The following is a 22,715-nucleotide window of genomic DNA, read 5'->3' as shown; positions in this document are numbered from 1 at the left end:
TTGGACATACTCTCTCTGATCCCGCAATTCGGCAATCTTCTCTATACGATCCTGGCCTTTGTTGTGGCGCTTTCTGCGATCGTAGCCGTGCATGAATACGGGCACTATATTGTTGGCCGCTGGTCAGGCATTCATGCCGAAGTGTTTTCGATCGGGTTTGGTCCCGTGCTTTGGAGCCGCATCGATAAGCGCGGCACCCGCTGGCAAATCGCGCTGCTTCCGTTCGGAGGCTATGTAAAGTTCCTGGGCGATGCGAATGCTGCTTCGGGCAAAGATGAAGAAGCGATGGCCGACATCGCCCATCAAAGCCCGGAAGAACTGCGTCGCACGATGCATGGTGCTCCCCTTTGGGCGCGCGCAGCGACCGTGGCGGCCGGACCGATCTTTAATTTCGCGATGTCGATTTTGGTGTTTGGCCTGGTTTTCTGGTCGGACGGCGTGTCGCGTGAACCACTTACGGTTGGTGCGTTGCAACCGCTACCGGGGACGGTGCAAGGTTTGCAGGAGGGCGATGAGATCATCGCCATCGCAGGGCTGCAAACCCCGGATTTCGACGACGAGAACAACTGGTCGGACTTTATCGACGCCTTGCCGGTACTGCCGGAGTTGGACTACACGGTCATCCGCGGTGGTGAGACGATTGACGTCCAGGGTCCATGGCTGTTTCCGCCTTTGATTCAACAAGTTACGCCACGCAGCGCAGCCATGGATATCCAGCTGCAGTCAGGCGATGTCATCACGGCTGTTGATGGTGATCCGATCTTTGCCTTCGATCAACTGAAGGAGCATGTCGAAGGCTCGGATGGTCGGGCTTTGTTGCTGACGGTCTGGCGCGACGGCGCAGATCTGGAGTTCGCTCTGGCCCCGCGCCGGACGGACGAACCAAAGCCGGAAGGCGGATTTGTCACCCATTGGCGTATTGGCATCGTCGGCGGCATGATGATCGAACCCGAGAAGGTTCCGGCCGGAGTTTGGGACTCGTTAAAAGGTGGTGTCGCTCAGACAGGGCGTATCATCGAAGGCTCACTTTCGGGCATATGGCATATGATTACGGGGGCCATCAGCACCTGCAACATTTCCGGGCCAATTGGGATTGCCGAAGTTTCGGGGGCAATGGCCAGCCAGGGCACGCAAAGCTTCATCTTTTTCATCGCTGTGTTGTCCACTGCGGTAGGCCTTTTGAACCTTTTCCCAATCCCGGCGCTGGATGGCGGACATCTGTTGTTTTACGCCTATGAGGCGGTGTCCGGTAAACCGCCCAGCGATAAGGCACTGCGTGTTCTGATGGGCATCGGAGTAACGTTGATCCTGTCGTTGATGATCTTTTCGGTCAGCAATGATCTGTTCTGCTGATTAAGGCAGGCACGGCACGGTTCGGACGCAAAATTGCCTCATTTCGGTCCTATGCTCTTGGGTGCATTTTAAAGAATGGGCTCAAGGGCTATGACCAAGACACTGCAGAAATCGTATCAGAGCTTCAGCTATCTGTTTCTGTTGAACTGGGATGTGCTGCTCAGCTTTGGAGTCACCGCATTGGCGCTGGCGGTTGGCGGGTATCTCGTCGGTCTGTGATTCTTTCTGCACCACTGTGACATCTTGGAACGGCCTGCGGGCCGTTTTTTACGTTTTGCGCTTTTGACATGATGCCACAATCGGGCTACTCAGCAGCTAAAGTCTGAAAATTCTGGGTAGTGACAAAAATGACTGACAGCAGAGGCACGGGCACATACTGCGGCTCTCGCGGGCGGCAAAACAATATTTTGTGGCAGGCACTAACGTTCTTTTTCTTCTTTGCTATACCGGGTTTACTGGTATTGCCGCAGCCGGCACAGGCGCAGTCTTACACGATCAACAGCTTCGATGTTGAAGGCAATCGCCGTATCGAAACCTCGACCATCATCGCCCGGACGGGAATCGAGCCAGGGCAGACGGTAAGCGCTGGAGAGCTGAATGACGCCTTCCAGCGTTTGCTTGACAGTGGTGTTTTTGAGACAGTCGAGCTGACACCGCGTGGCAATACCCTGGTTATCGAGGTCGAAGAATACCCGACAATCAACCAGATCAGCATCGAAGGTAACCGCCGTGTTAAAGACGATGTTCTACTGGACGCGATTTCATCCGAGACACGGCGCGTTTTCACACCGCAGGTGGCCGAAGCGGATGCCGAGCTGATCGCTCAGATCTATTCCTCGCAAGGCCGGGTGTCGGCCACTGTTATCCCGCGCATCATTCGTCGGAGCGACAATCGGGTCGATCTGGTTTTTGAGGTTGCCGAAGGCACGACCATCGAGGTGGAGCGCGTAAGCTTCGTGGGCAACCGGGCCTATTCGGACCGTCGTCTGCGCCGTGTGCTCGAAACCAAGCAGGCGAACTTCCTTCGTACGTTCCTGCGTGGAGACACTTTCATCGCGGACCGTATCGAGTTCGACAAACAAGTGATCCGCGATTTCTATCTGTCGCGGGGCTATGTCGATTTTCGGGTCAACAGCGCGAATGTTGAATTTACGCGTGAACGTGACGCCTTTTTCCTGGTCATGAATATTACGGAAGGCCAGCGTTTCGCGTTTGGCCAGATTTCCACAGTCAGCGAAATTCCGGGTGTGGACCCTGCGGTCTATCAAGACGCGTTGAAGATCAAACCCGGCGTTATCTACTCGCCGTCGCTGGTGGAAAACTCGATCGCTCGGATGGAGCGGCTGGGAATCAAGAACGGCGTCGACTTCCTGCGCGTTGAGCCTCGTATTACGCGAAATGCGCGAGATCTGACCTTGGACGTGCAGTTCGTACTGACCCGCGGGCCGCGCATCTTCGTGGAGCGGATCGATATCGAAGGCAATACGACCACTCTGGACCGTGTCATCCGACGCCAGTTTGATACAGTCGAAGGTGACCCGTTCAATCCTCGTGAAATTCGCCAGAGCGCTGAGCGTATTCGTGCGCTTGGCTTCTTCTCGGTCGCGGATGTGGAGACACGTGAAGGGTCGACACCCAGCCAGGTTATTGTTGACGTCGATGTTGAAGAACAACCAACCGGGTCGCTGAGCCTTGGTGGTAGTTTTTCGGCCACAGATGGCTTCGGGATCGCAATTGGTCTGAATGAATCCAACTTTCTGGGACGTGGGCAGAATCTGGGTGTGACCCTGTCGACTGCGCAGGATTCGGAAGAATACTCGATCAACTTTACCGAGCCTTATCTGTTGGGCCGAAAGCTGCGCTTTGATCTGGGTTTGGGGCTTTCTACCACGAACTCGAGCTTTGCCAGCTTTGATACGAAAACGGTCTTCTTCAACCCTCAGATCAGCTATGCCATCGGTGAGCTTTCGGCTTTGCGCCTGCGCTATGGGTGGGACCGCAGCGAGATGACACAGCAAAGCAACGAAACCAACGGTGCTGTGATTGCCTCGGAAATTGCCCAAGGCAAACGCACCACGAGTTCGATTGGCCTGTCTTATGTCTATGACAGCCGTTTGGGCGGGCTGAATCCAACAGCTGGTGTTCTTTTCGAGGTTGGTGTGGATGCGGCCGGACTTGGTGGTGACAACGAATTCATTCAGACGACCGCGCGCGCCATCGCGCAAAAGCGGGTATGGAATGAAGAAGTTGTGCTTCGCGCCAGTCTGGAACTTGGGGCGTTGAATTGGACTGGTGACGACTTCAGCAGAACAATCGATCGTTTCGTGCTGGGTCCGAATACGTTCCGCGGCTTTGAGCCCGCTGGTCTCGGCCCGCGTGATCTCTCGAATGGCCAGGATGACGCGATCGGGGGCAACTACTATTGGGTAGCCCGTTTCGAATCCGACTTCCCGCTGGGCCTGCCCGAGGAATTGGGATTGCGGGGCGGTGTGTTCTATGACGTTGGCAATCTCTACAACATTGACAACGTGAACACTGCAGGATCTGATATTGTGGGTGCCAACGGTTCGATCCGTCATGTCATCGGCGTTTCGGTTCTGTGGACCACGCCCTTTGGTCCACTGCGCTTCAACTTCTCGAAGGCTCTCAAGAAGGAAGAGTTCGATAACGAGCGGAACTTCGACCTGACCATTCAGGCTCAGTTCTGATCCCGAATGCGTAACAGGAACATAATGTTATTGCAGGGCCCTTTTTGGGCCCTGTGTATTTTGGTCTTTTTGTCTGTATTGCCCGTAAGGGCACAGCAGCTTGGTGTGCCTCAAACCGGCGTACTGACAATTTCCAGCGAAAGGTTTTTCGCCGAATCCGCTTTTGGTCAGCGGGTATTTCGTGAAATCGAGACCGAGAGCGCCTTGTTGGCTCAGGAGAACGAGCGGATCGTTTCTGAGTTGAGCGAGGAAGAAAAAGACCTGACCGAAAAGCGTAAGTCTTTGTCGGCTGAAGAGTTTCGACCCCTGGCAGAAGCGTTTGACGAAAAGGTCCAGTCCCATCGCGAGGGTCAGCGCGCCAAGCTGGACCTTCTGGCACGGCGCGGTGAAGAGGCGCGCGGCCGGTTTTTCGAGCTGGCGCAGCCTGTTCTGATCGAGTTGCTGCGCGAATCCCAGGCTTCGGTTGTAATTGAAAGGGCGACGGTCGTGCTTAGCACGGACGCCTCAGACATCACGGACGCCGCGATTGAACGCATCAATGCCGCGATTGGCGATGGAAGCGCGCTTGGCGGCACCAACGGCGAATAGGCTGACTTGCCCTTACGTATCGGTATTGCTAACCACGCTTGAACGAGACATCCAAAACAGGACATCCAAACCATGACCACGGAAACCAAGAGCGCCGACATTCAGCTGATTCAGCGGATATTGCCGCATCGCTATCCGTTTTTGCTGGTCGATAAGGTCGTGGACATCCAGGGCTATCAATCCGCAGTTGGTATCAAGAACGTCACCATGAATGAACCCCATTTTCAGGGGCATTTTCCGGGCACTCCAATCATGCCCGGCGTCACGATTGTCGAGGCGATGGCGCAGACCGCCGGTGTCATGTTGGGCGTCGGCATGGACGTGATCGACAGTGAACTGCTGATCTATTTCATGAACATCGATAAGTGTAAGTTCCGCCGCAAGGTTGTGCCCGGCGACGTACTTGAGATGCATGTCGAAACGGTGCGTGGCAAGAAAGGCGGTAAAATCTTCAAATTCAGCGGTCGCGCAACCGTTGAAGGCGAAGTTGCCGCCGAGGCCGAATTCTCGGCCTATGTCGATTGGGATATGGAAAAGACGACATGAGCGGTATCCATCCCAGCGCCATTATCGAAGACGGGGCTCAGATCGGGCAGGGCTGCATCATCGGTCCCTTCTGTTACATCGGATCGCAGGTCCGTTTGGGTGATCGGGTTGAGCTGAAATCTCATGTGGTGGTGACCGGCGACACCAGCGTCGGCGAAGACACTGTGATCTTCAATTTCTCGGTCATTGGAGAAATACCGCAGGATCTGAAATTCGGCGGCGAGAATACCCGATTGGAAATCGGCAAACGCAACCGCATCCGTGAACATGTGACGGTTAACACCGGTACAGACGGTGGCGGTGGTGTGACCCGTATCGGCGACGATTGCCTGCTGATGGCCGGTGTCCATGTCGCCCATGACGTGCAGATTGGCAACCGGGTGATCATGGTCAACCATGCCGGCGCGGCCGGTCACTGCATTATTGAGGATGACGTGATCGTCGGCGGCATTTCCGGTCTGCATCAATTTGTGCGTGTCGGTCGCGGTGCGATCATCGGCGCGCTGACGATGGTGGCAAATGATGTGATTCCCTACGGCCTTGTGCAAGCTCCGCGCGGCGAACTGGATGGTCTGAACCTTGTGGGGTTGAAACGGCGTGGCGTGGCGCGTGCAGATATCTCGGCCCTGCGTGCCGCGTTTCGCGAATTGTCCGAGGGTGAGGGCACCTTCATGGATCGTGCCAAGCGATTGGGCGACGATCACGAAAGCGAATATGTGCGCCGGATCGTCGATTTCGTCACCGGTGAATCCGATCGCTCGTTCCTGACGCCGAGGAAGTAATCCGATGCTGGCTCTGATCGCGGGAACAGGTGCGCTACCGGATATGGTGCTTTCGTGCCTGTCCGATCGCCCGCTGATTTGCGCCATGGAGGAGTTCGAACCGGACACTCTGACAGCAGATGTGATCTTTCCTCTAGAACATCTCGGCAGTTTCATCGCTGACCTCAAAACGCGGGGCGTAACCGAGATCTGCATGGCCGGAGCAGTACGCCGCCCTGTTGTTGACCCGGCGCGGATCGACGCTGCAACGATGCCGCTGGTTCCGATCCTGCAGCAGGCCATCATGTCCGGAGACGATGGCGCGCTGCGAGCGGTCATCGGCATCTTTGAAGACGCCGGACTGAACGTTCGGGCCGCGCATGAGATTGCGCCTGATCTGCTGCCTCCGCTGGGTTGCCTGACCGAAGCGCACCCGTCCGAGGCCGATCTGGCAGATGCGGATCGCGCTGCGGGTATCCTGCGCGCGATGGGTGCTGCCGATATCGGTCAGGCTTGTGTGGTACAGAAAGGACAGGCGCTGGCGGTCGAGAGTATCTTTGGCACCGCATGGATGTTGCAATCTCTGACACAACGACCCGATGCGGGCGGTGGTGTTCTGTTCAAGGGCCCCAAGCCCGATCAGGACCGGCGTGCGGATATGCCCGCCATCGGGCCTGATACGGTATCTGGCGCTGTGGCTGCTGGTCTGGCTGGTATTGTGATCGAAAAGGGCGGTGTCATCGTGCTGCAGCGCGACCGTGTCATCGAGGAATGCAATCGTCTTGGCCTGTTCCTGCAGGTCCGTGAGCGCGCGGTCTGATGCGCGTCTTTCTGGTCGCGGGGGAACCTTCGGGCGACCGTTTAGGGGCCGCGTTGATGGAAGGTCTGCGTGTGCTGGTTCCTGATGTCACGTTTGACGGCGTGGGTGGTCCCTTGATGCAGGCGCAGGGGCTGAGCAGCCGATTTCCCATGTCAGAACTCAGCGTCATGGGGCTGGTTGAGGTTTTGCCCAAGTTTTTTCACCTCAAACGTCGTATTGCTGAAACCTCTCAGGAAGTGCTTGAGACGCAACCGGATGTATTGATCACCATCGACAGCCCGGATTTTTCCCTGCGTGTCGCGAAGCTGGTAAAGGCCGAAAGCAACATCCGCACCGTGCACTATGTTGCGCCCAGCGTTTGGGCTTGGCGGCCGGGGCGTGCCGATAAAATGGCGAAAGTGATTGATCACGTCCTCGCCCTGTTGCCGTTCGAACCGCCATATATGGAACGCGCCGGAATGGAGTGCGATTTCGTTGGCCATCCGGTTGTGAACGAACCCGTCGCCACAGATCAGGACATAGCGCAGTTCCGCACCGATCACGATCTGGGTGATGCGCCGATTATCCTTGCGCTGCCTGGTTCTCGCCGGGGTGAGGTTGAAAGGTTGGCTCCGATATTTGGCGCCGCCCTCGGGCAATTTCTGCAAGATCGGCCTGACATGCGCGTTGTTGTTCCCGCTGTTGCGCATATGGTGGATGCGGTTTCTGAGCAGGTGAAGGATTGGCCGGGTCAGCCGGTTGTTATCGATCCACGAGAATTGCCTTCGGATCAGGCTCAGGCGCAGAAACGGGCAGCCTTTGCCGCAGCCGATCTTGCGCTTGCGGCGTCTGGCACCGTTTCTCTGGAGCTCGCGGCGCAGGCGACGCCGATGGTGATTGCCTATAACCTGAACTGGCTAACCACGCTGATCGCAAAGCGTATGGTGAAACTGGACACGGTCACTCTGGTCAATCTGGTGTCAGAAACACGAACGGTCCCTGAATGTCTGCTGGACGACTGCCAGCCCGGTAAGATTGCTGATGCATTAAGAGACGTCGCGGCGACCCCCGGAAACCAGCAACAGGCGATGACTGAGACGATGCAGCGTCTGGGGCGAGGCGGCGAGGCCCCCGGCTTACGTGCGGCGCGCGCAGTCCTGGAACGGATGTCGTAACACCATGTTCGAGCATGTCCTTTTCGCCATATCGGCTGGGGTGGCGATGGTGTCGACGAACCTCGACAATCTGGCGGTATTGCTGGGCCTGATCCTGATCATGGAACAACGCCGCGCCATCGTCGGTTTTGCCATTGCACAGGCCATTGTCTTGTCTCTCGCGATGACCGTTGCGGTCGGATTGGATCAGAGCGGTATTCCCGAGTGGATCGGATACCTTGGTATCGTTCCGTTGATCTTCGGCCTGCGCGGAATCTGGCAGCAGTTTCGGGGGACGGAAGCGGAGGACGTAAGTTCCAAAGGTGCCGTCAGCTCGGTTATAACCTTATTTCTGAGCCTGTCGGTCGACAGCTTTGCGGTCATGACCCCGCTGTTAGCAGATTCGACGCCATCGTTCCGTTTTGCCGCCTTGGTGGGAGCAGCCATCGCTGCCTGTACCTTGGTCGCCGTTGCAACATGGGGTGCGCCACGGGCCAAAAGCCTTGGCCCGCAGGTGGCCCGGATGGATCGGGTCGCACCTTACATAATGGTCTGTGTCGGGCTCTACATCCTGTTCAACTCACCAACTGATGTGCTCTGATCTGACGTAACCAACGTATTGTGATCGGTCGGCATCTGTTGCAGCACCTGAAGGCTTGGATATGCTGGCTGCGAAGGAGATAGCCCATGACCCGAATCCCACCGCTGAGCGATGATGAAATGACCGACGCGGCCTGCGCGTCTTTTGCGGCGCTGCAGGGCTATGGACCATTCGATAACTGGGCACGCGTCGCGGCCTATTGCCCGCCGGTGCTTGAGCATGTGACGGGTCTGCTGACCACATTGCGTGCTCAGGAAAATCTGCCGAGACGTGCACTCGAATTAGCGATGGTAACTGTTTCCAAGCTGAATGCCTGCGACTATTGCGTGTCGCATCATACACCGCTGCTGACCGTGACCGGGCTAAGCCCGGAAGGCGCGGCGCGTTTGCCCGATGTCGACGATCATCCCGAACTGGACGACTGTGACAAAGCGGTGGTCCGGTTTGCCGAAGCGGTGACGACACGATCAGGCAGGATGCGAGATGCTGAGGTTTCGGACCTGCGTGAATGGTTCAGCGATGCGCAGATCGTTGAGCTGACTTGGCGCATCGCTCTCACCGGCGCATTCAATCGCTTCAACGATGCGCTTCAGATACAGATCGAGGCCGAGGTCGATCCGATTTCGGCTTAATAGCCACGCCAGATCCAGCCGCCGCCAAAGATACGGCTGCCTTCGCTTGCATAGAACACGCAGGCTTGACCGGGCGATATCCCTTCTTCCGGCGTCAGCAATTCGACCTCTGCCGTTGTGTCGGAAAGGGGGCGAATGATCGCCTCACGCGGCGGCCGGGTCGAGCGGACCTTTACCGATAGATGCCATTCGTCGCGCGAGGTGAAGGGTTCATCGCCCAACCAGTTGATCTCGCGCACGGGTACGACGCGGGTGGCCAGCATCTCTTTTGGGCCGACGACGACCTGCTTCTTGTCCACGTCCAGTTTAACCACGTAGAGCGGTTCGCTGAGGCCGCCAATGCCAAGACCGCGGCGCTGACCGATCGTGTAGTGGATCACACCATCATGCTGCGCCAGTACGCGGCCATCGGCATGAACGATCTCGCCGGGCTCTGCCGCACCGGGGCGCAGCTTTTCGATCACGCTGGCATAGTTGCCGTTGGGCACGAAACAGATGTCCTGACTGTCCGGCTTGTCTGCTACGGCCAACCCATATTGGGCCGCCATCTCGCGGGTGGCGTCCTTGGAGGGCAGGTGCCCCAGCGGGAAACGCAGGAAATCCAGCTGTTCAGGTGTTGTCGAGAACAGGAAATATGACTGATCGCGGTTCGCATCCTCGGCGCTGTGCAGTTCCGGGCCATTGGGGCCCATCTTGCGCTGGATGTAATGACCGGTGGCCATGCAATCGGCCTCAAGGTCCTTCGCCGTTTCCAGAAGGTCCTTGAACTTTACCCGTTCATTGCAGCGGATGCAGGGCACTGGGGTCGCGCCAGCCAGATAGCTATCGGCGAACTCATCAATTACCGCGTCCTTGAAGATGTTTTCATAATCCAGGACATAATGCGGAAACCCGCGCTCCTCGGCCACGCGCCGCGCGTCGTGGATGTCAATCCCAGCACAACAGGCGCCTTTTTTGGCCAGCGCTGCGCCGTGATCGTAAAGCTGCAAGGTCACCCCGACGACGTCGTAACCTTGTTCTGCCAGATGTGCGGCCACGACCGAACTGTCCACACCTCCGGACATGGCGACCACCACCCGCGTTTCCGAGGGCGGTTTGGCGAAGCCAAGCGAGTTCAGCGGTGTCTCGGTATCGAGGGCCATATCGATTCCAGTCAGGTTTAAAGAAGACCGGCAGAATATAGGAAAATTCTACACACTCTCAAGGGGCGGTTTCACGCTGTTTTAAGTAGGCTGGGCGCAGCTTTGTCGCAGCAAAAGAAGGTTTAACAGATGTATTTGCACAAAGTGGAAGGGCCAAGGTCAGTTACCTTACCAGATGGAACTGTTCTGACGCGGGCAGATCTGCCACCTGCGGACACACGACGCTGGGTCGCATCACGTAAAATCGTCGTCGTGCGTGGCGTGCTGTACGGTCTGATTTCTTTGTCGGATGCCAAAAAGCGATACGGGCTCAGTGATGAAGAATTCAATGCCTGGGTTTCTGCCGTAGCCGAACATGGAGCTGATGCACTGAAGGTCACGGCGCTAAAAAAATATCGACAACCTAAAGGAGAACATGAATAAATGAATCAACGGTAACGGCAGGTTAACCATTTTTGACCAGTCTCATTTCGAACCGAAGATTTTTAACCGAATTGGAGCAGTTGAATGCGAATACTTCTTGTCGAGGATGATCCCACCACGTCCAAAAGCATCGAGTTGATGCTGACGCATGCAAATCTGAATGTGTATGCGACAGATCTGGGTGAAGAGGGGATCGATCTGGCCAAATTGTATGACTATGACCTGATCCTCCTGGACCTGAATCTGCCGGACATGAACGGACACGAAGTGCTACGGCAGTTGCGTATTGCCCGGGTTGAAACGCCGATCCTGATCCTCTCGGGTGCTGACGATACTGAAAGCAAGATCAAGGGCTTCGGCTTTGGTGCGGACGATTACCTGACTAAACCGTTCCATCGCGAAGAGCTTGTGGCGCGCATTCACGCGATCATCCGTCGCTCCAAGGGGCATTCACAATCGGTGATCCATACCGGTCAGGTGGCAGTAAATCTGGATGCCAAAACGGTCGAGGTTGGCGGCAAAACCGTGCATCTGACCGGCAAAGAATACCAGATGCTCGAGCTTTTGAGCCTGCGCAAGGGTACGACGCTGACCAAAGAGATGTTTCTCAACCACCTCTATGGCGGCATGGATGAGCCCGAGCTGAAAATCATCGACGTGTTTATTTGCAAACTGCGCAAGAAGCTCAGCAATGCCACGGGTGGAGAGAACTATATCGAGACGGTGTGGGGCCGTGGCTATGTCCTGCGCGATCCACAGTCGGGCAGCGTCGACGAAACCCGTATCGCGGTTGGCGCCTGAACTCATAAGAAGTTTGCCGCCGCCGGTCCAGGGCGGCAATCCCACTCGCGGCTCAGCACAACACTGGACCTGACCATGGCCTCGCCCTATCACTGGGGTCCAAGACAACGTGACAGGGCGGGGACATGAGCAAGACCATTGCGGTAGCTGATTTGAGCGAAGACGAAGCACGGGAAGAACTTGCCCGGCTCGCCGCGGCTTTGCTGCGCGCCAATGATCTGTATCATGCCAAAGATGCCCCTGAGATCTCGGATGCAGATTACGATGCGCTCAAGCGCCGAAATGCCGAAATCGAGGACCGGTTTCCGAATCTGAAGCGCGTCGACAGCCCATCGGATCAGGTCGGCGCACGGCCTGCAGACGGGTTTGCCAAGGTGGCCCATTCGATGCGTATGATGTCGTTGGGCAACGCCTTTGAAGACGACGACGTCGCCGATTTCGACCGCTCGATTCGTAAATATCTGGGCCTGAGCACAGATGCACCGCTGGCTTATACAGCCGAGCCCAAGATTGATGGCTTGTCCCTGTCCCTGCGGTACGAAGACGGCGAGCTGGTACAGGCTGCCACGCGCGGAGATGGCGAAGTCGGTGAAAACGTCACCGCAAATGCCCGCACGGTCGAGGATGTCCCACACCGGATTGAGGGCGCCCCAGAGATTCTGGAGGTTCGGGGCGAAGTCTATATGTCTCATCAGGACTTCGACGCGCTGAACGCTCGGCAATCCGAAACCGGTGGAAAAACTTTCGCAAACCCGCGCAATGCGGCAGCGGGTTCTCTACGGCAGCTTGATTCAGAAATCACCCGGTCTCGACCGCTGCGGTTCTTTGCTTATGCCTGGGGGACGTTGTCCAAACCATTAGCGGAAACGCAGATGGCTGCGATCGGGCGGCTTCGTGAGTTTGGATTTCAGGTCAATGATCTGACCCGCCTGTGTGCCACAACAAATCAGATGCTCGAACACTACCGTGAGATCGAAGCGCAGCGCGCAACCTTGGGCTACGATATCGATGGCGTGGTCTATAAGGTCGATGACCTTGGCCTGCAGGCTCGTCTGGGGTTTCGCTCGACGACGCCTCGTTGGGCCATCGCGCATAAATTCCCGGCAGAACTTGCTTGGACACGGCTGGAGGCGATCGACATTCAAGTCGGCCGAACCGGAGCGCTCAGCCCGGTTGCTCGGTTGCATCCGGTCACGGTTGGTGGCGTCGTTGTTTCGAACGCGACCTTGCACAACGAGGACTATATCGCCGGGCGAGACGCCAAAGGCGGGGTAATCCGTGATGGCAAGGACATTCGTGTCGGGGATTGGGTGCAGGTCTATCGCGCGGGCGACGTGATCCCCAAGATCTCGGATGTGGACCTATCCAAGCGGCCCGACGATTCCGAACCCTATGATTTCCCATCGAAATGTCCCGAATGCAGCAGCGATGCGATCCGCGAAGAGGGCGATGCGGTTCGGCGCTGCACCGGTGGTTTAATTTGTCCGGCACAAGCGGTTGAGAAGCTTAAACACTTTGTGTCGCGCAAGGCCTTCGATATCGAAGGTTTGGGCGCGAAACAGATCGAGATGTTCCATGGCGACTCGATCCTGCCGATCAATACTCCTGCTGACATTTTCACGCTGCAGGATCGTGACGCGGGCAATCTGGCGCGCCTGAAGAATCGGGATGGCTGGGGCGACACCTCGGCCAGTAACCTGTTTGCGGCCATCGATGAAAAGCGGACAATTCCCTTTGCACGACTTTTGTTTGCCCTTGGTATTCGCCATGTCGGTGAGGTCGGCGCGCGCGATTTAGCACTGTTTTACCGCGATTGGGACGTTATGGCCGCAGCGATTGACACTGCACGCCCTGCGGCCTTGGCACAGCGGGCGGCGGACGAAGCGGAAGAGGCTGAACGGATCGCCGCCAGTGGCGAGGGTCGGCGCGCACGACTGAAGGAAGCGCGCGATGCGGCCGCGGCGCGGTTGGACGTACCTGCCTCAGCTGCAAATGCATGGTCTGATCTGATCGGAATCGATGGAATTGGGGCTACTCTGGGCCTGTCACTATCCGACGCTTTCGCTAACGCCGAAGAGCGCAAGGCTTTTGACGATCTAAGCGCGCACCTGACGATTGTTCCACCCGAGGCGCCGTCGTCGGACAGCCCGGTCGCGGGCAAAACCGTTGTATTTACCGGAACGCTGGAAAAGATGACCCGTGCCGAGGCCAAGGCACGGGCTGAAGCATTAGGTGCAAAAGTTTCCGGCTCGGTCAGTCAGAAGACTGATCTTCTTGTGGCTGGTCCCGGGGCCGGATCGAAGGCGAAGAAGGCAGCTGATCTGGGTATAGAAACACTCGACGAAGACGGCTGGCTGCAGCTGATCGGGGATGCATGAGCGGCAGACCCGAACAACTCTTTCCGCTGTTCGCAGGGCTTGAAACGCTCGACGGTGTTGGTCCCAAGACGGCGCAGCTGATGGGGCAGCTCGGGATCGAGTCGCCGCGTGATGTGTTGTTCGCGTTGCCCTATGCAGTGATCGACCGAAGGCGGCGAGACACGATTCAAGGCGCGGATTTACCGACGACCCTGACCGTAGAGGTGACCGTCGGCCCGCACAGACCTCCTCGCAACAAGGGTGGTGCCTATCGTATTCATGTCGAAGATGCTCAGGCCGATTTCCAGCTGGTCTTTTTTCATGCTCGCGGGGACTACCTGAAGAAAATACTGCCGCAGGGCGCGCGCCGTGTGGTGTCGGGCAAACTTGAGCTGTTCGATGGCATGGCGCAGATGGTGCATCCCGACCATGTCGTGGCCCCCGAAAGTGCCGGGGAGTTGCCTGAGTTCGAGCCGGTCTATCATCTTACACAAGGCGTTACTCAGAAGACGGCCTACAAAGCCGCACAAAGCGTGTTGGCACGCGCGCCTGCTTTGGCTGAGTGGGCTGATCCAGCCCAGGTCGCACAGCAAAGCTGGCCGAGCTGGCAAGCAGCGATGCAAGCGGCGCATCACCCGAAAGGTGCTGATGATGTGGCCTCATTTGCTCCGGCGCGTGAACGGTTGGCCTATGATGAGTTGCTGGCGCACCAGCTCACTTTAGCGATCGCGCGTCAAAAGGAACGCAAGACCCGTGGGGTCGTCAGTGTCGGAACAGGTGCGCTGCAGTCCAGGGTATTGGCAAGCCTTCCGTACCGTCCAACCGGGGCGCAGACGCGCGCGATTGAGGAGATCTCGGCGGACATGGCCTCGGACAGCCGTATGAATCGGTTGCTTCAGGGTGATGTGGGGGCAGGCAAGACACTAGTGGCGTTCATGGCCTTGCTGGTCGCCGTCGAGGCAGGAGGGCAGGGCGTAATGATGGCCCCGACCGAGATTCTGGCCCGTCAGCATTTGGAAGGGTTGCTTCCGTTGGCCGAGGAAGCTGGCGTTGTGCTCGAAATCCTGACCGGGCGTGACAAAGGTGCAGAACGGCGCGCCAAGCTGGCCGCATTGAAACAGGGTAATATCCAAATCCTCGTCGGCACCCATGCCGTTTTCCAAAGCGATGTCGAATTCAACGCTTTGCGATTGGCGATTGTCGACGAACAACATCGCTTTGGCGTCCGTCAGCGGATGGAACTGTCCGAGAAAGGCCAGCGCGCGGATGTTTTGGTTATGACCGCAACGCCGATCCCGCGCAGTCTGGCTTTGGCACAATACGGGGATATGGATGTTTCGGTTCTGGACGAAAAACCTCCGGGCCGGAAACCGATCAAGACCGCCATCGTCAGCACGCAACGCATGGATGAGGTCGTGGCCCATCTCCGGGGCGCGATTGAAGCGGGCAAGCAATGCTATTGGGTTTGCCCTCTGGTGGACGAATCTGAAGTCTCCGATCTGACAGCAGCTGAGGAGCGGTTTAAACGATTGCGCGCGCTGTTGGGCGATGGTGTCGTGGGGCTTGTACACGGGCAAATGCCACCAGCTGAGAAAGACGCTGCCATGGCGGCGTTCCAATCTGGACAGACCAAGGTTCTGGTGGCCACAACCGTGATCGAGGTGGGTGTGAACGTGCCCAACGCGACCATCATGGTAATCGAACGGGCCGAGATTTTCGGCCTGGCGCAATTGCATCAGCTGCGCGGTCGCGTAGGGCGGGGTGAGGATGCTTCGACCTGTTTGTTGATGTATCAGCCACCGCTCAGCGAAGGTGGGCGCAAGCGGTTGGAGGTCTTGCGTGAGACCGAAGACGGGTTTCGGATCGCCGAGACCGACCTGCAGATGCGCGGAGCTGGGGATCTGATTGGCACCGCACAATCCGGGTTGCCAAAGTTCCGCATCGCAGATCTTGAGCGGCAGGCCGGGTTGATGGCCGTTGCCCAATCCGACGCGCGCGCATTGCTGACTACCGACCCGGACTTGACCTCAGATCGGGGAAAGGCCGTGCGTGTTCTGCTGTGGCTGATGAAACAGGATCAGGCAATCCGTTTGATTTCAGTGGGTTAAGTCGTAAATCCTCAAAAGTTCGCAAATGTTCTCAAAAAGTTCTTTACCGACTCGCTGAAATATGAGAACAAAAGGTCAACAAAAGATTAAACCCGACCGGAGGTGAGACCATGCTGGCCCAGATCAAGACCGCTTTCAGCCGTTCGCAAGCAACGATTTTGCAAGATGCTGTAGGCGCTGTCTCTCTGGTGGTCATGCTGGTGGTTGCCCTTCACCTGCCGACGGGGTTTTAAGCTTTTCTGCCTGCGATCTCATGCCGATAGCACCGCGCTTGTTTCCCCATCTCAGTCAAGGGTGACCTGCCTGTCCCAAACCCCTTGAAGGGGCCAGCCTCGGCCCCGCGCGGAAATCCGGACCCTACGTGAGACACGCACAACCTACCGCCGCCCTTTCCGCCCGGAAGGAGCGGCGGCTTTTTTATAATTGCCCGGTTTTGATGATTTCGAGCATCGCCGACAGCACAGAGTTCACCGCTACCGAGGCCAGGATCATCCCCATGATCCGACTGATGATCGCGGCACCCGAATGTCCGATCCAACGTATGATGGGCTCGGCCAGCAACATCAGCACAAAGGCAATGGCAATCACCACCAACATCACCAGAGCGGTTATGCCTTGATCGGCAATGCTGTAACGATTGTTGTCGGTCAGTACGACAATCGCCAGCATCGCGCCAGGTGAGGCGAGGGACGGAACCGCCAGTGGAAAGATCGCAGGATTGGTCTCATGCATCCTGTCTTGCAGATCTTCCTGAGCCTCGCGCTGTTCGATATCCTGTTTGCTCTCGCCAAAGATCATGGTCAGCGCGAACAGGAACAGAATAATCCCGCCCGCGACCTGAAAGGAATTGAGGCCGATATCCAGCGCCTCAATCACCAGCTGCCCACAGACGAGGAAGAACAGAAGTATACCCGCACTGACCAGCGCGGCCAGAAGAGCGGTTTTGCGCCGGGCAGCGACCCCGACGCTTGCGGTGACGGCTATGAAGACGGGGATCGTGCCAATTGGATCAATGACAACCCAGAGGGTCACGAAATGTTCGAGCAGTTTTTCCACACCTTACTCCCCCGGATTTCGGCGGAGATTAGACGGGTTTGTCGAAAAAGACCACGCTCAGGCGCAGTTGGCCTGTTCAGCTTGTTCCATCGCCTCGGCAGTGGCTTCCAACGCCAGAAGAATTGAGGCGTGACGGTTTTTGTAGTCGCGCGCCGGCATCAGCACCTCAAGCCCGTCAAACGGTGCATCGGGGGCAGGGCCGTCTTTCTTTAGCATCGCAGACAGTTGCTCGCGTGCGGTTTCTACCTGAGCTCGGGTTGCGCCAATCACCGCACTTCCAACCACTGAAGCCGAAGCCTGACCCAAAGCGCAGGCTTTGACATCCTGTGCAAAATCAGAAATCCGCCCGTCTTCGACCTTAACGTCCACGGTCACCGTCGAGCCACAAAGCGGCGCGCGTTTCTTTACGGTTGCGTCCGGATTTTCAAGCCGCTCGAGATGGGGGATATCAGCGGCAAGCGCAAGAATGCGTCCTGAATATAGCTTGATCAGATCGGTTTCGCCGCTCATGGCTTTCCCTCGTTGGCTGTTCCCCATACATAGTGACCATGTTCCGGGATGCAAAAGGTTTTTGCCATGACACAAACTGTTTCGTTCGATCCGTCGACGCTCAAGTATAACGAAGCAGGACTGGTGCCTGCGATTGCACAAGACGAGGGTACCGGTGAAGTGTTGATGATGGCATGGATGAGCGCCGAAGCAATTGAACGCACATTGAAGACCGGTCGCGTGACCTATTGGTCTCGGTCGCGGCAGGCGTTCTGGATCAAAGGCGAAAGCTCAGGCCATGTACAGGAACTGGTGGATTTCCGCGTCGATTGTGACCGTGACTGCCTGTTGTTGCTCGTGCGGCAGACAGGACCTGCATGCCACACCAATCGGCGTAGCTGCTTTTACACTGCTGTGCGCGCCGGAACCGAAGTTGAGCTGATGTCGCCGATGGAATGAACACCGCTCGCGGCACTGGTATCCAGAAAAAGGCGCCGCCGGGTCAAAGGCCGACCATCGTTCGGATATCGACGGGGGAGGCACCTTGCTCTCGATAGATCGTGATGGCGCGCGCGTCGTCCCGTTTGGCAAGGCGCTTGCCGTTCTCGTCTCGGATCAGGCTATGGTGGTGATAGACCGGCGTAGGCAGGTCAAGCAGGCTCTGCAGCAGGACATGGATTTGGGTCGCGTCGAACAGATCCTCGCCGCGTACGACATGGGTGATGCACTGATCGGCATCGTCGATGACTACGGACAGATGGTAGGAACTTCCCATATTCCGACGCACCAGAATTATGTCACCGACCGAATGGATCAGGTGCTCGGGCTGAAGATGATGCGTTCCAAAGAACTTGGGACCGGTTTCACAAAATGATGTTAGATCAGCCACTTCAAGCGCTTTGCGCATGTTGAGCCTTAAAACATCGTTTGCGCCAGAATCGGAAAGTAGGCGCTGCCGGCAGGTGCCGGGATAAATGCGTCCATCCGGACCAAATTGCGGTACACCTTCTTGAGGTGCCCCGGCGGCAGATTCAATATCAGCGCGGTTGCAGGAACAAGGATAGACCAAATCCTGCTTGATCAGCTCTTCAAGCGCTTGCTGATATCGCGGCAACCTGTTCGATTGCCGCATAACAGGTTGCGGCCAGCGCAACCCAAGCCAAGACAGGTCTTCATAGATTTGCTCTTCCCAGTGCAGGCGAGATCGGGACTGATCTATATCCTCAATCCGCAGCAGGAACTGTCCGTTTTCGGCTTTGGCCATATCCTGCGCCAAAAGCGCAGAATAGGCGTGACCAAGATGCAGAGGTCCTGTCGGCGATGGGGCAAAACGGGTGGTGAAGGTCAAGCTTTTTCAACAACGTAGACGTCAGATTTCATGTCCATGCCGGGCAGATGCGGACCGTATTCGCGAAACAGCAGCCGCGCGTGGCCCATGTCCAGCCAGTCATTCAGCCGAGAGGTATACGTGCGATCAGCCAGAGTATAGTCGTTAAACGAAAACGCCAGATATCCGTTGCGTGGCAAAGCGTTCATCAGCAAATCGAAGGTCTCTGGCGGCGCCGCGCCCGAACCGATCACGCCGATGGCGGTAATCGCGGTGTAGGAGCCTGCCTCGATCGGTTCGGGATCAGTGAGTTCAAAACCTATGAGATTGCGGTATACGCCTTTGGCTGCGGCTTGTTCCAGCATCTTCGGCGTCGGGTCCATCCCGTCGATAACTCGAAAGCCCGCTTTGTAAAGCGCCGCGCCTGACAGCCCAGTTCCGCAGCCATAGTCCAAGATAGGGACCTGATCATCTGGCATATACGACTTCAGCGCAGCCGAAACGCGATCCGGGGTAACGTAGCCATGCTCTCCCACCTCATCATCGTATGAGGCCGCCCATTTCTGGTAGTGGTCGCGGGTTTCCTGGGCCGAGTTCAATCCATACGTATTTTTCAGAAACTTATCGCTCATACCTTATGTTAGGCGCAGGCGAGGCATATCGTCCAGTCAGCAATGCGCCAACCAGTCCGACCAAGCCGACTTGGCGCGGTCGGTATAGGCCTTATAGCGATCCTTACGGCCCCGGCGGCCGCCCTTCAGGCCGTCCACGGGGCGGAACAGGCCGAAATTCACGTTCATCGGCTGGAATGTTTTGGCGTCTGCACCGCCAGTGATGTGGTGGATCAGAGCGCCCATGGCACTGTCCTGCGGAACATCGGGCAGAGTCCGACCCAGAATTTCAGCGGCGGCGAGGCGACCGGCCAGCAGGCCCATCGCGGCGCTTTCCACATAACCTTCGACCCCGGTGATCTGACCGGCAAATCGGACATTGGGCCGAGATTTCAGCCGCATTTGCGCATCCAGCAAGGTTGGAGAGTTGATGAAGGTATTGCGATGAATGCCTCCAAGCCGCGCAAAGCTGGCATTCTCAAGCCCCGGAATCATGCGAAATACATCTGTTTGCGCGCCGTATTTCATCTTGGTCTGAAAACCCACGATGTTGAACAGAGTGCCCAGAGCGTTGTCTCGGCGCAGCTGAACTACGGCATGTGGTTTTACATCCGGCTGATGCGGGTTGGTCAGGCCCACGGGCTTCATCGGACCATGCCGCAGAGTTTCGTGGCCACGTTCAGCCATAACTTCAATCGGCAGGCAGCCGTCGAAATATCCGGCGGTTTCGCCTTCGTGGAACTCTGTCTTGTCGGCGGCCAGCAGAGCATCGATGAACGCTTCATACTGGTCGCGGTCCATTGGGCAGTTCAGGTAGGCGGTTCGCTCTTCCTCGGTCTCGCCCTTGTCATAACGGGACTGCATCCAGGCCTGGCTCATATCGATGCTTTCGGCATAGACGATAGGCGCGATGGCGTCGAAGAAGGCAAGTGCCTCAGCCCCGGTTTCCGCGCGAATGGCATCTCCCAAAGCGGCAGAAGTCAGCGGACCGGTTGCAAAGACCCAGTGGCCTTCGGCAGGTAGCGAAGTAACTTCTTCGCCGGTAACAGACACGCGCGGATGAGCTTTGAGCTTGGCTGTTACCGTCTCAGCAAATGGATCGCGGTCTACCGCCAGCGCTCCGCCCGCGGGTAAGCGGTGGGCGTCTGCAGTGGTCATGATCAGACCATTGGCCGCGCGCATCTCCCAATGCAACAGGCCCACGGCGTTCTGCTCATCGTCGTCCGAGCGGAACGAATTCGAACACACCATCTCGGCCAGATTGCCGGTTTGATGCGCAAACGTGCCCACTTGAGGCCGCATTTCGTGGATCACGACGTCCACACCCATCTCTGCGGCCTGCCAAGCGGCCTCGGACCCGGCCATGCCGCCGCCCACGATATGCAATTTCTCTGTCATGGGCTGCCACATAGGGCACTGCAACGTCCTGCGCAATGCGCAGTATTGGGTGTATTTTCTTAGGAGGGTCTTGGGGTCGCCGCTGCGGGAATGTCAACGCCGGTGAGAGAAACCAGCTTGGAGGGACCTTCCGCCCACGGCGACCCAAAAGTCATAAGAGGCCTCAGCCTTGACCCACCATTGCCACAGTGTCGCCCTTTTGAAAAGTGCAAAAATGCGAACAGTAGGTAAAAATGCATAAAATAATCGCGTTATTGCTGCCAATTAGGCGGTCGTTTCTCGATAAATGCGGTTATGCCTTCTTCGGTGTCACGATGCATCATATTCTGTGCCATTACCTCGGCGGTATAGTCATAGGCCTGTTCCGTGGACATCGGAAGCTGTTGATAGAACGCCTCTTTTCCGATCTTTACAGCTGCGCCCAGCTTGGCCGCCAGTTTCTCGGCCAAGGCATTGGTTTCCTGTTCCAACTGATCGGCGGGCACGACGCGATTGATCAGACCCAACTCAGCGGCGCGGTCAGCGCTGATAAAATCTCCGGTCGTCAACATTTCAAACGCCTGTTTCCGCGGAATGTTCCGGCTGAGCGCCACCATTGGAGTAGAGCAGAACAGGCCGATATTGACGCCGTTGACGCCAAATCGCGTCCCTTCAGCGGCCAAAGCCAGATCACAGGTGGCGACCAACTGACAGCCAGCGGCTGTCGCGATGCCATGGGTCTGCGCGATGACAGGTTGGGGCAGGGACTGAATCGACATCATCATCTTGGCGCAGCGATCGAAAAGGTCCTGGAAATAGCCAAGTCCACCATCCGGAGCTTGCCGCCCCTGAGTCATCTGCTTCAGATCATGCCCCGCGCAGAACGCCTTGCCCGCACCTGAGAGAATGACAACCCGAATCGATTTGTCCTCGCGCAGGGCGTCCAGTTCGGCCTGAAGGGCGGCCAACATCTCGTCGCTCAGTGCATTCAGGCGCTCAGGCGCGTTCATCTCAAGCCGCGCAATGGCGCCTGTGTCGTTACGTTCCAGAATTGCCATCTTGCCCTCCTGCTGGCTGTTGGGCCAACTCTAGGGGGGCAGGGCGAAGAGGGGAAGCATGTCGTTAGCGCTAAACAAAAAAGAACTGGCTGAGTATCTGACACAGGTATTTCCGCAGGTTCACGGAGATTTCGTCGTTGAGGACCTGACCGAGACGACCATCACAATGCGGCTGCGGGTCAAAGACAGGCATCTGCGCCCGGGCGGTACGGTCTCAGGGCCGTCTATGTTCGGCCTGGCTGACGTGTGTGTCTATGCGATGGTTCTGGCGCGCAAAGGACGGCAATCACTGGCGGTCACCACCAGCAGCTCGATGGACTTTCTTCGGAAGCCCGAAGGTGGTAGGGACATGATCGCTGAGTGTCGCCTGCTGAAACTCGGGCGGACACTGGCTGTAGGTGACGTGCTTATGTATTCCGAGGGATCGGATAAGCCGGTTGCGCGGGCCAGCATGACTTATTCCATACCGCCCGAAGGCTCGGCAGCGGCCGCGTTCGGATAAAAAAGGCCGGGGGCAAGCCCCGGCCAGGAAGAGGTCCCATGAAAAAAGGGACTGGGGATAACTTACCTCATCCAGAAATAGCGACTGGTTTCGACGTCAGCCTGAGGGCGGGTCAGACCGACGTCCCGCAACAGCCTGTCATCCAGCTTACCCAGATTGATGCGACTGCGGCGGCGTTGCTCCCACTGAGTGACCGACGCCGCAAACCGCACGGCCAGAACCGCGATCAGCGGCAGCCGGGGGCTGTCGTTCAGCAGTATGAGGGCGGGGTTGTGCATTGCGCGTGTCATAGTGGGTATCCTTTCAAATTGTATTGACACAA

Annotated in this window: 24 protein-coding genes and 1 pseudogene; 17 read left to right on the top strand and 8 right to left on the bottom strand. The window is 57.2% G+C overall.

Annotated elements, in window-relative coordinates; translation table 11 throughout:
• The 10 genes from rseP (at window position 1) to ACR0AZ_RS05330 (ending at window position 9,142) form a co-directional block, all read left to right on the top strand.
• A complete protein-coding gene (rseP, locus tag ACR0AZ_RS05375; RefSeq protein WP_480666955.1) occupies window positions 1–1,353 on the top strand; it encodes an RIP metalloprotease RseP in 1,353 nt (450 codons plus the stop codon).
• A gap of 90 nt (window positions 1,354–1,443) precedes the next feature.
• Window positions 1,444–1,572 carry a hypothetical protein gene (locus tag ACR0AZ_RS05370; protein ID WP_480469862.1) on the top strand — a complete coding sequence of 43 codons (129 nt, stop codon included), beginning with the start codon at window positions 1,444–1,446 and terminating at the stop codon, window positions 1,570–1,572.
• Window positions 1,573–1,700: 128 nt separating this feature from the next.
• Window positions 1,701–4,061 carry an outer membrane protein assembly factor BamA gene (gene bamA / locus ACR0AZ_RS05365; RefSeq protein WP_480469861.1) on the top strand — a complete coding sequence of 787 codons (2,361 nt, stop codon included), beginning with the start codon at window positions 1,701–1,703 and terminating at the stop codon, window positions 4,059–4,061.
• Window positions 4,062–4,166: 105 nt separating this feature from the next.
• On the top strand, window positions 4,167–4,649 hold the full coding sequence (locus ACR0AZ_RS05360; RefSeq protein ID WP_480561463.1) for an OmpH family outer membrane protein: 483 nt from the start codon (window positions 4,167–4,169) through the stop codon (window positions 4,647–4,649).
• A 72-nt stretch (window positions 4,650–4,721) separates the two neighbouring features.
• On the top strand, window positions 4,722–5,195 hold the full coding sequence (gene fabZ / locus ACR0AZ_RS05355; protein ID WP_480469859.1) for a 3-hydroxyacyl-ACP dehydratase FabZ: 474 nt from the start codon (window positions 4,722–4,724) through the stop codon (window positions 5,193–5,195).
• Entirely contained in the window at window positions 5,192–5,977 is a 786-nt protein-coding gene (gene lpxA, locus ACR0AZ_RS05350; RefSeq protein ID WP_480469858.1) for an acyl-ACP--UDP-N-acetylglucosamine O-acyltransferase, read from the top strand. The genes fabZ and lpxA overlap by 4 nt, the downstream gene beginning before the upstream one ends.
• 4 nt (window positions 5,978–5,981) lie before the next feature.
• Window positions 5,982–6,776 carry an LpxI family protein gene (locus tag ACR0AZ_RS05345; protein WP_480469857.1) on the top strand — a complete coding sequence of 265 codons (795 nt, stop codon included), beginning with the start codon at window positions 5,982–5,984 and terminating at the stop codon, window positions 6,774–6,776.
• Window positions 6,776–7,930 (top strand): lipid-A-disaccharide synthase, encoded by a 1,155-nt coding sequence (gene lpxB, locus ACR0AZ_RS05340; protein ID WP_480666952.1) that lies wholly within the window; start codon window positions 6,776–6,778, stop codon window positions 7,928–7,930. Before ACR0AZ_RS05345 ends, lpxB begins: the two co-directional genes overlap by 1 nt.
• Window positions 7,931–7,934: 4 nt before the next feature.
• Window positions 7,935–8,510 carry a hypothetical protein gene (locus ACR0AZ_RS05335; protein ID WP_480469855.1) on the top strand — a complete coding sequence of 192 codons (576 nt, stop codon included), beginning with the start codon at window positions 7,935–7,937 and terminating at the stop codon, window positions 8,508–8,510.
• An 86-nt stretch (window positions 8,511–8,596) separates the two neighbouring features.
• Window positions 8,597–9,142, top strand: coding sequence for a carboxymuconolactone decarboxylase family protein (locus tag ACR0AZ_RS05330; protein WP_480469854.1), 546 nt, complete (start codon window positions 8,597–8,599; stop codon window positions 9,140–9,142).
• Here the strand turns inward: ACR0AZ_RS05330 and mnmA are convergent.
• Complete coding sequence (mnmA, locus tag ACR0AZ_RS05325) at window positions 9,139–10,284, bottom strand: tRNA 2-thiouridine(34) synthase MnmA (RefSeq protein ID WP_480469853.1); 1,146 nt, start codon at window positions 10,282–10,284, stop codon at window positions 9,139–9,141. The two genes, ACR0AZ_RS05330 and mnmA, sit on opposite strands and share 4 nt — an antisense overlap.
• Before the next feature lie 129 nt (window positions 10,285–10,413).
• Between mnmA and sciP the strand changes: the two genes are divergently transcribed.
• The 5 genes from sciP (at window position 10,414) to ACR0AZ_RS05300 (ending at window position 16,206) form a co-directional block, all read left to right on the top strand.
• On the top strand, window positions 10,414–10,707 hold the full coding sequence (sciP, locus tag ACR0AZ_RS05320; protein WP_480469852.1) for a CtrA inhibitor SciP: 294 nt from the start codon (window positions 10,414–10,416) through the stop codon (window positions 10,705–10,707).
• 84 nt (window positions 10,708–10,791) lie between these two features.
• Entirely contained in the window at window positions 10,792–11,508 is a 717-nt protein-coding gene (ctrA, locus tag ACR0AZ_RS05315) for a response regulator transcription factor CtrA (RefSeq protein WP_480469851.1), read from the top strand.
• A gap of 125 nt (window positions 11,509–11,633) precedes the next feature.
• Window positions 11,634–13,886 carry an NAD-dependent DNA ligase LigA gene (gene ligA, locus ACR0AZ_RS05310; RefSeq protein WP_480469850.1) on the top strand — a complete coding sequence of 751 codons (2,253 nt, stop codon included), beginning with the start codon at window positions 11,634–11,636 and terminating at the stop codon, window positions 13,884–13,886.
• Entirely contained in the window at window positions 13,883–15,973 is a 2,091-nt protein-coding gene (recG, locus tag ACR0AZ_RS05305) for an ATP-dependent DNA helicase RecG (protein WP_480666949.1), read from the top strand. The genes ligA and recG overlap by 4 nt, the downstream gene beginning before the upstream one ends.
• 110 nt (window positions 15,974–16,083) lie before the next feature.
• Window positions 16,084–16,206 carry a hypothetical protein gene (locus ACR0AZ_RS05300; RefSeq protein ID WP_480469848.1) on the top strand — a complete coding sequence of 41 codons (123 nt, stop codon included), beginning with the start codon at window positions 16,084–16,086 and terminating at the stop codon, window positions 16,204–16,206.
• Window positions 16,207–16,390: 184 nt separating this feature from the next.
• On the opposite strand, the gene ACR0AZ_RS05295 is transcribed toward ACR0AZ_RS05300, so the two are convergent.
• Together ACR0AZ_RS05295 and ACR0AZ_RS05290 are read right to left on the bottom strand one after the other, a co-directional pair.
• Window positions 16,391–17,029, bottom strand: coding sequence for a MarC family protein (locus ACR0AZ_RS05295; RefSeq protein ID WP_480666947.1), 639 nt, complete (start codon window positions 17,027–17,029; stop codon window positions 16,391–16,393).
• Between the two features lie 57 nt (window positions 17,030–17,086).
• Window positions 17,087–17,539, bottom strand: coding sequence for an iron-sulfur cluster assembly scaffold protein (locus tag ACR0AZ_RS05290; protein WP_480657721.1), 453 nt, complete (start codon window positions 17,537–17,539; stop codon window positions 17,087–17,089).
• 48 nt (window positions 17,540–17,587) lie between these two features.
• On the opposite strand from ACR0AZ_RS05290, the gene hisI reads away from it, so the two are divergent.
• Window positions 17,588–17,977 (top strand): phosphoribosyl-AMP cyclohydrolase, encoded by a 390-nt coding sequence (gene hisI, locus ACR0AZ_RS05285; protein ID WP_480666945.1) that lies wholly within the window; start codon window positions 17,588–17,590, stop codon window positions 17,975–17,977.
• A gap of 43 nt (window positions 17,978–18,020) precedes the next feature.
• On the opposite strand, the gene gluQRS is transcribed toward hisI, so the two are convergent.
• The 4 genes and pseudogenes from gluQRS to ACR0AZ_RS05265 all read right to left on the bottom strand — a co-directional run.
• Window positions 18,021–18,866 carry a tRNA glutamyl-Q(34) synthetase GluQRS gene (gene gluQRS, locus ACR0AZ_RS05280; protein WP_480469844.1) on the bottom strand — a complete coding sequence of 282 codons (846 nt, stop codon included), beginning with the start codon at window positions 18,864–18,866 and terminating at the stop codon, window positions 18,021–18,023.
• Window positions 18,863–19,477: a class I SAM-dependent DNA methyltransferase gene (locus ACR0AZ_RS05275; RefSeq protein WP_480469843.1), complete on the bottom strand. Its 615-nt coding sequence runs from the start codon at window positions 19,475–19,477 to the stop codon at window positions 18,863–18,865. Before ACR0AZ_RS05275 ends, gluQRS begins: the two co-directional genes overlap by 4 nt.
• 36 nt (window positions 19,478–19,513) lie before the next feature.
• The gene (gene trmFO / locus ACR0AZ_RS05270) at window positions 19,514–20,854 is read right to left on the bottom strand and encodes a methylenetetrahydrofolate--tRNA-(uracil(54)-C(5))-methyltransferase (FADH(2)-oxidizing) TrmFO (RefSeq protein ID WP_480666942.1); all 1,341 of its coding nucleotides are present in this window, start codon (window positions 20,852–20,854) and stop codon (window positions 19,514–19,516) included.
• Between the two features lie 251 nt (window positions 20,855–21,105).
• Window positions 21,106–21,900, bottom strand: a pseudogene (locus tag ACR0AZ_RS05265) (enoyl-CoA hydratase); the annotation flags it as partial.
• Window positions 21,901–21,949: 49 nt separating this feature from the next.
• Here ACR0AZ_RS05265 and ACR0AZ_RS05260 point away from each other — a divergent pair.
• Window positions 21,950–22,393: a PaaI family thioesterase gene (locus ACR0AZ_RS05260; protein WP_480469841.1), complete on the top strand. Its 444-nt coding sequence runs from the start codon at window positions 21,950–21,952 to the stop codon at window positions 22,391–22,393.
• A 62-nt stretch (window positions 22,394–22,455) separates the two neighbouring features.
• On the opposite strand, the gene ACR0AZ_RS05255 is transcribed toward ACR0AZ_RS05260, so the two are convergent.
• Window positions 22,456–22,683 (bottom strand): DUF1127 domain-containing protein, encoded by a 228-nt coding sequence (locus tag ACR0AZ_RS05255; protein ID WP_480657715.1) that lies wholly within the window; start codon window positions 22,681–22,683, stop codon window positions 22,456–22,458.
• Between the last annotated feature and the right edge of the window lie 32 nt (window positions 22,684–22,715).

The organism is Ruegeria sp. BE3, from assembly GCF_056538865.1.
The sequence above is the reverse complement of the archived record's forward strand: the minus strand, read 5'-3'. Positions and strand labels throughout refer to the sequence as shown.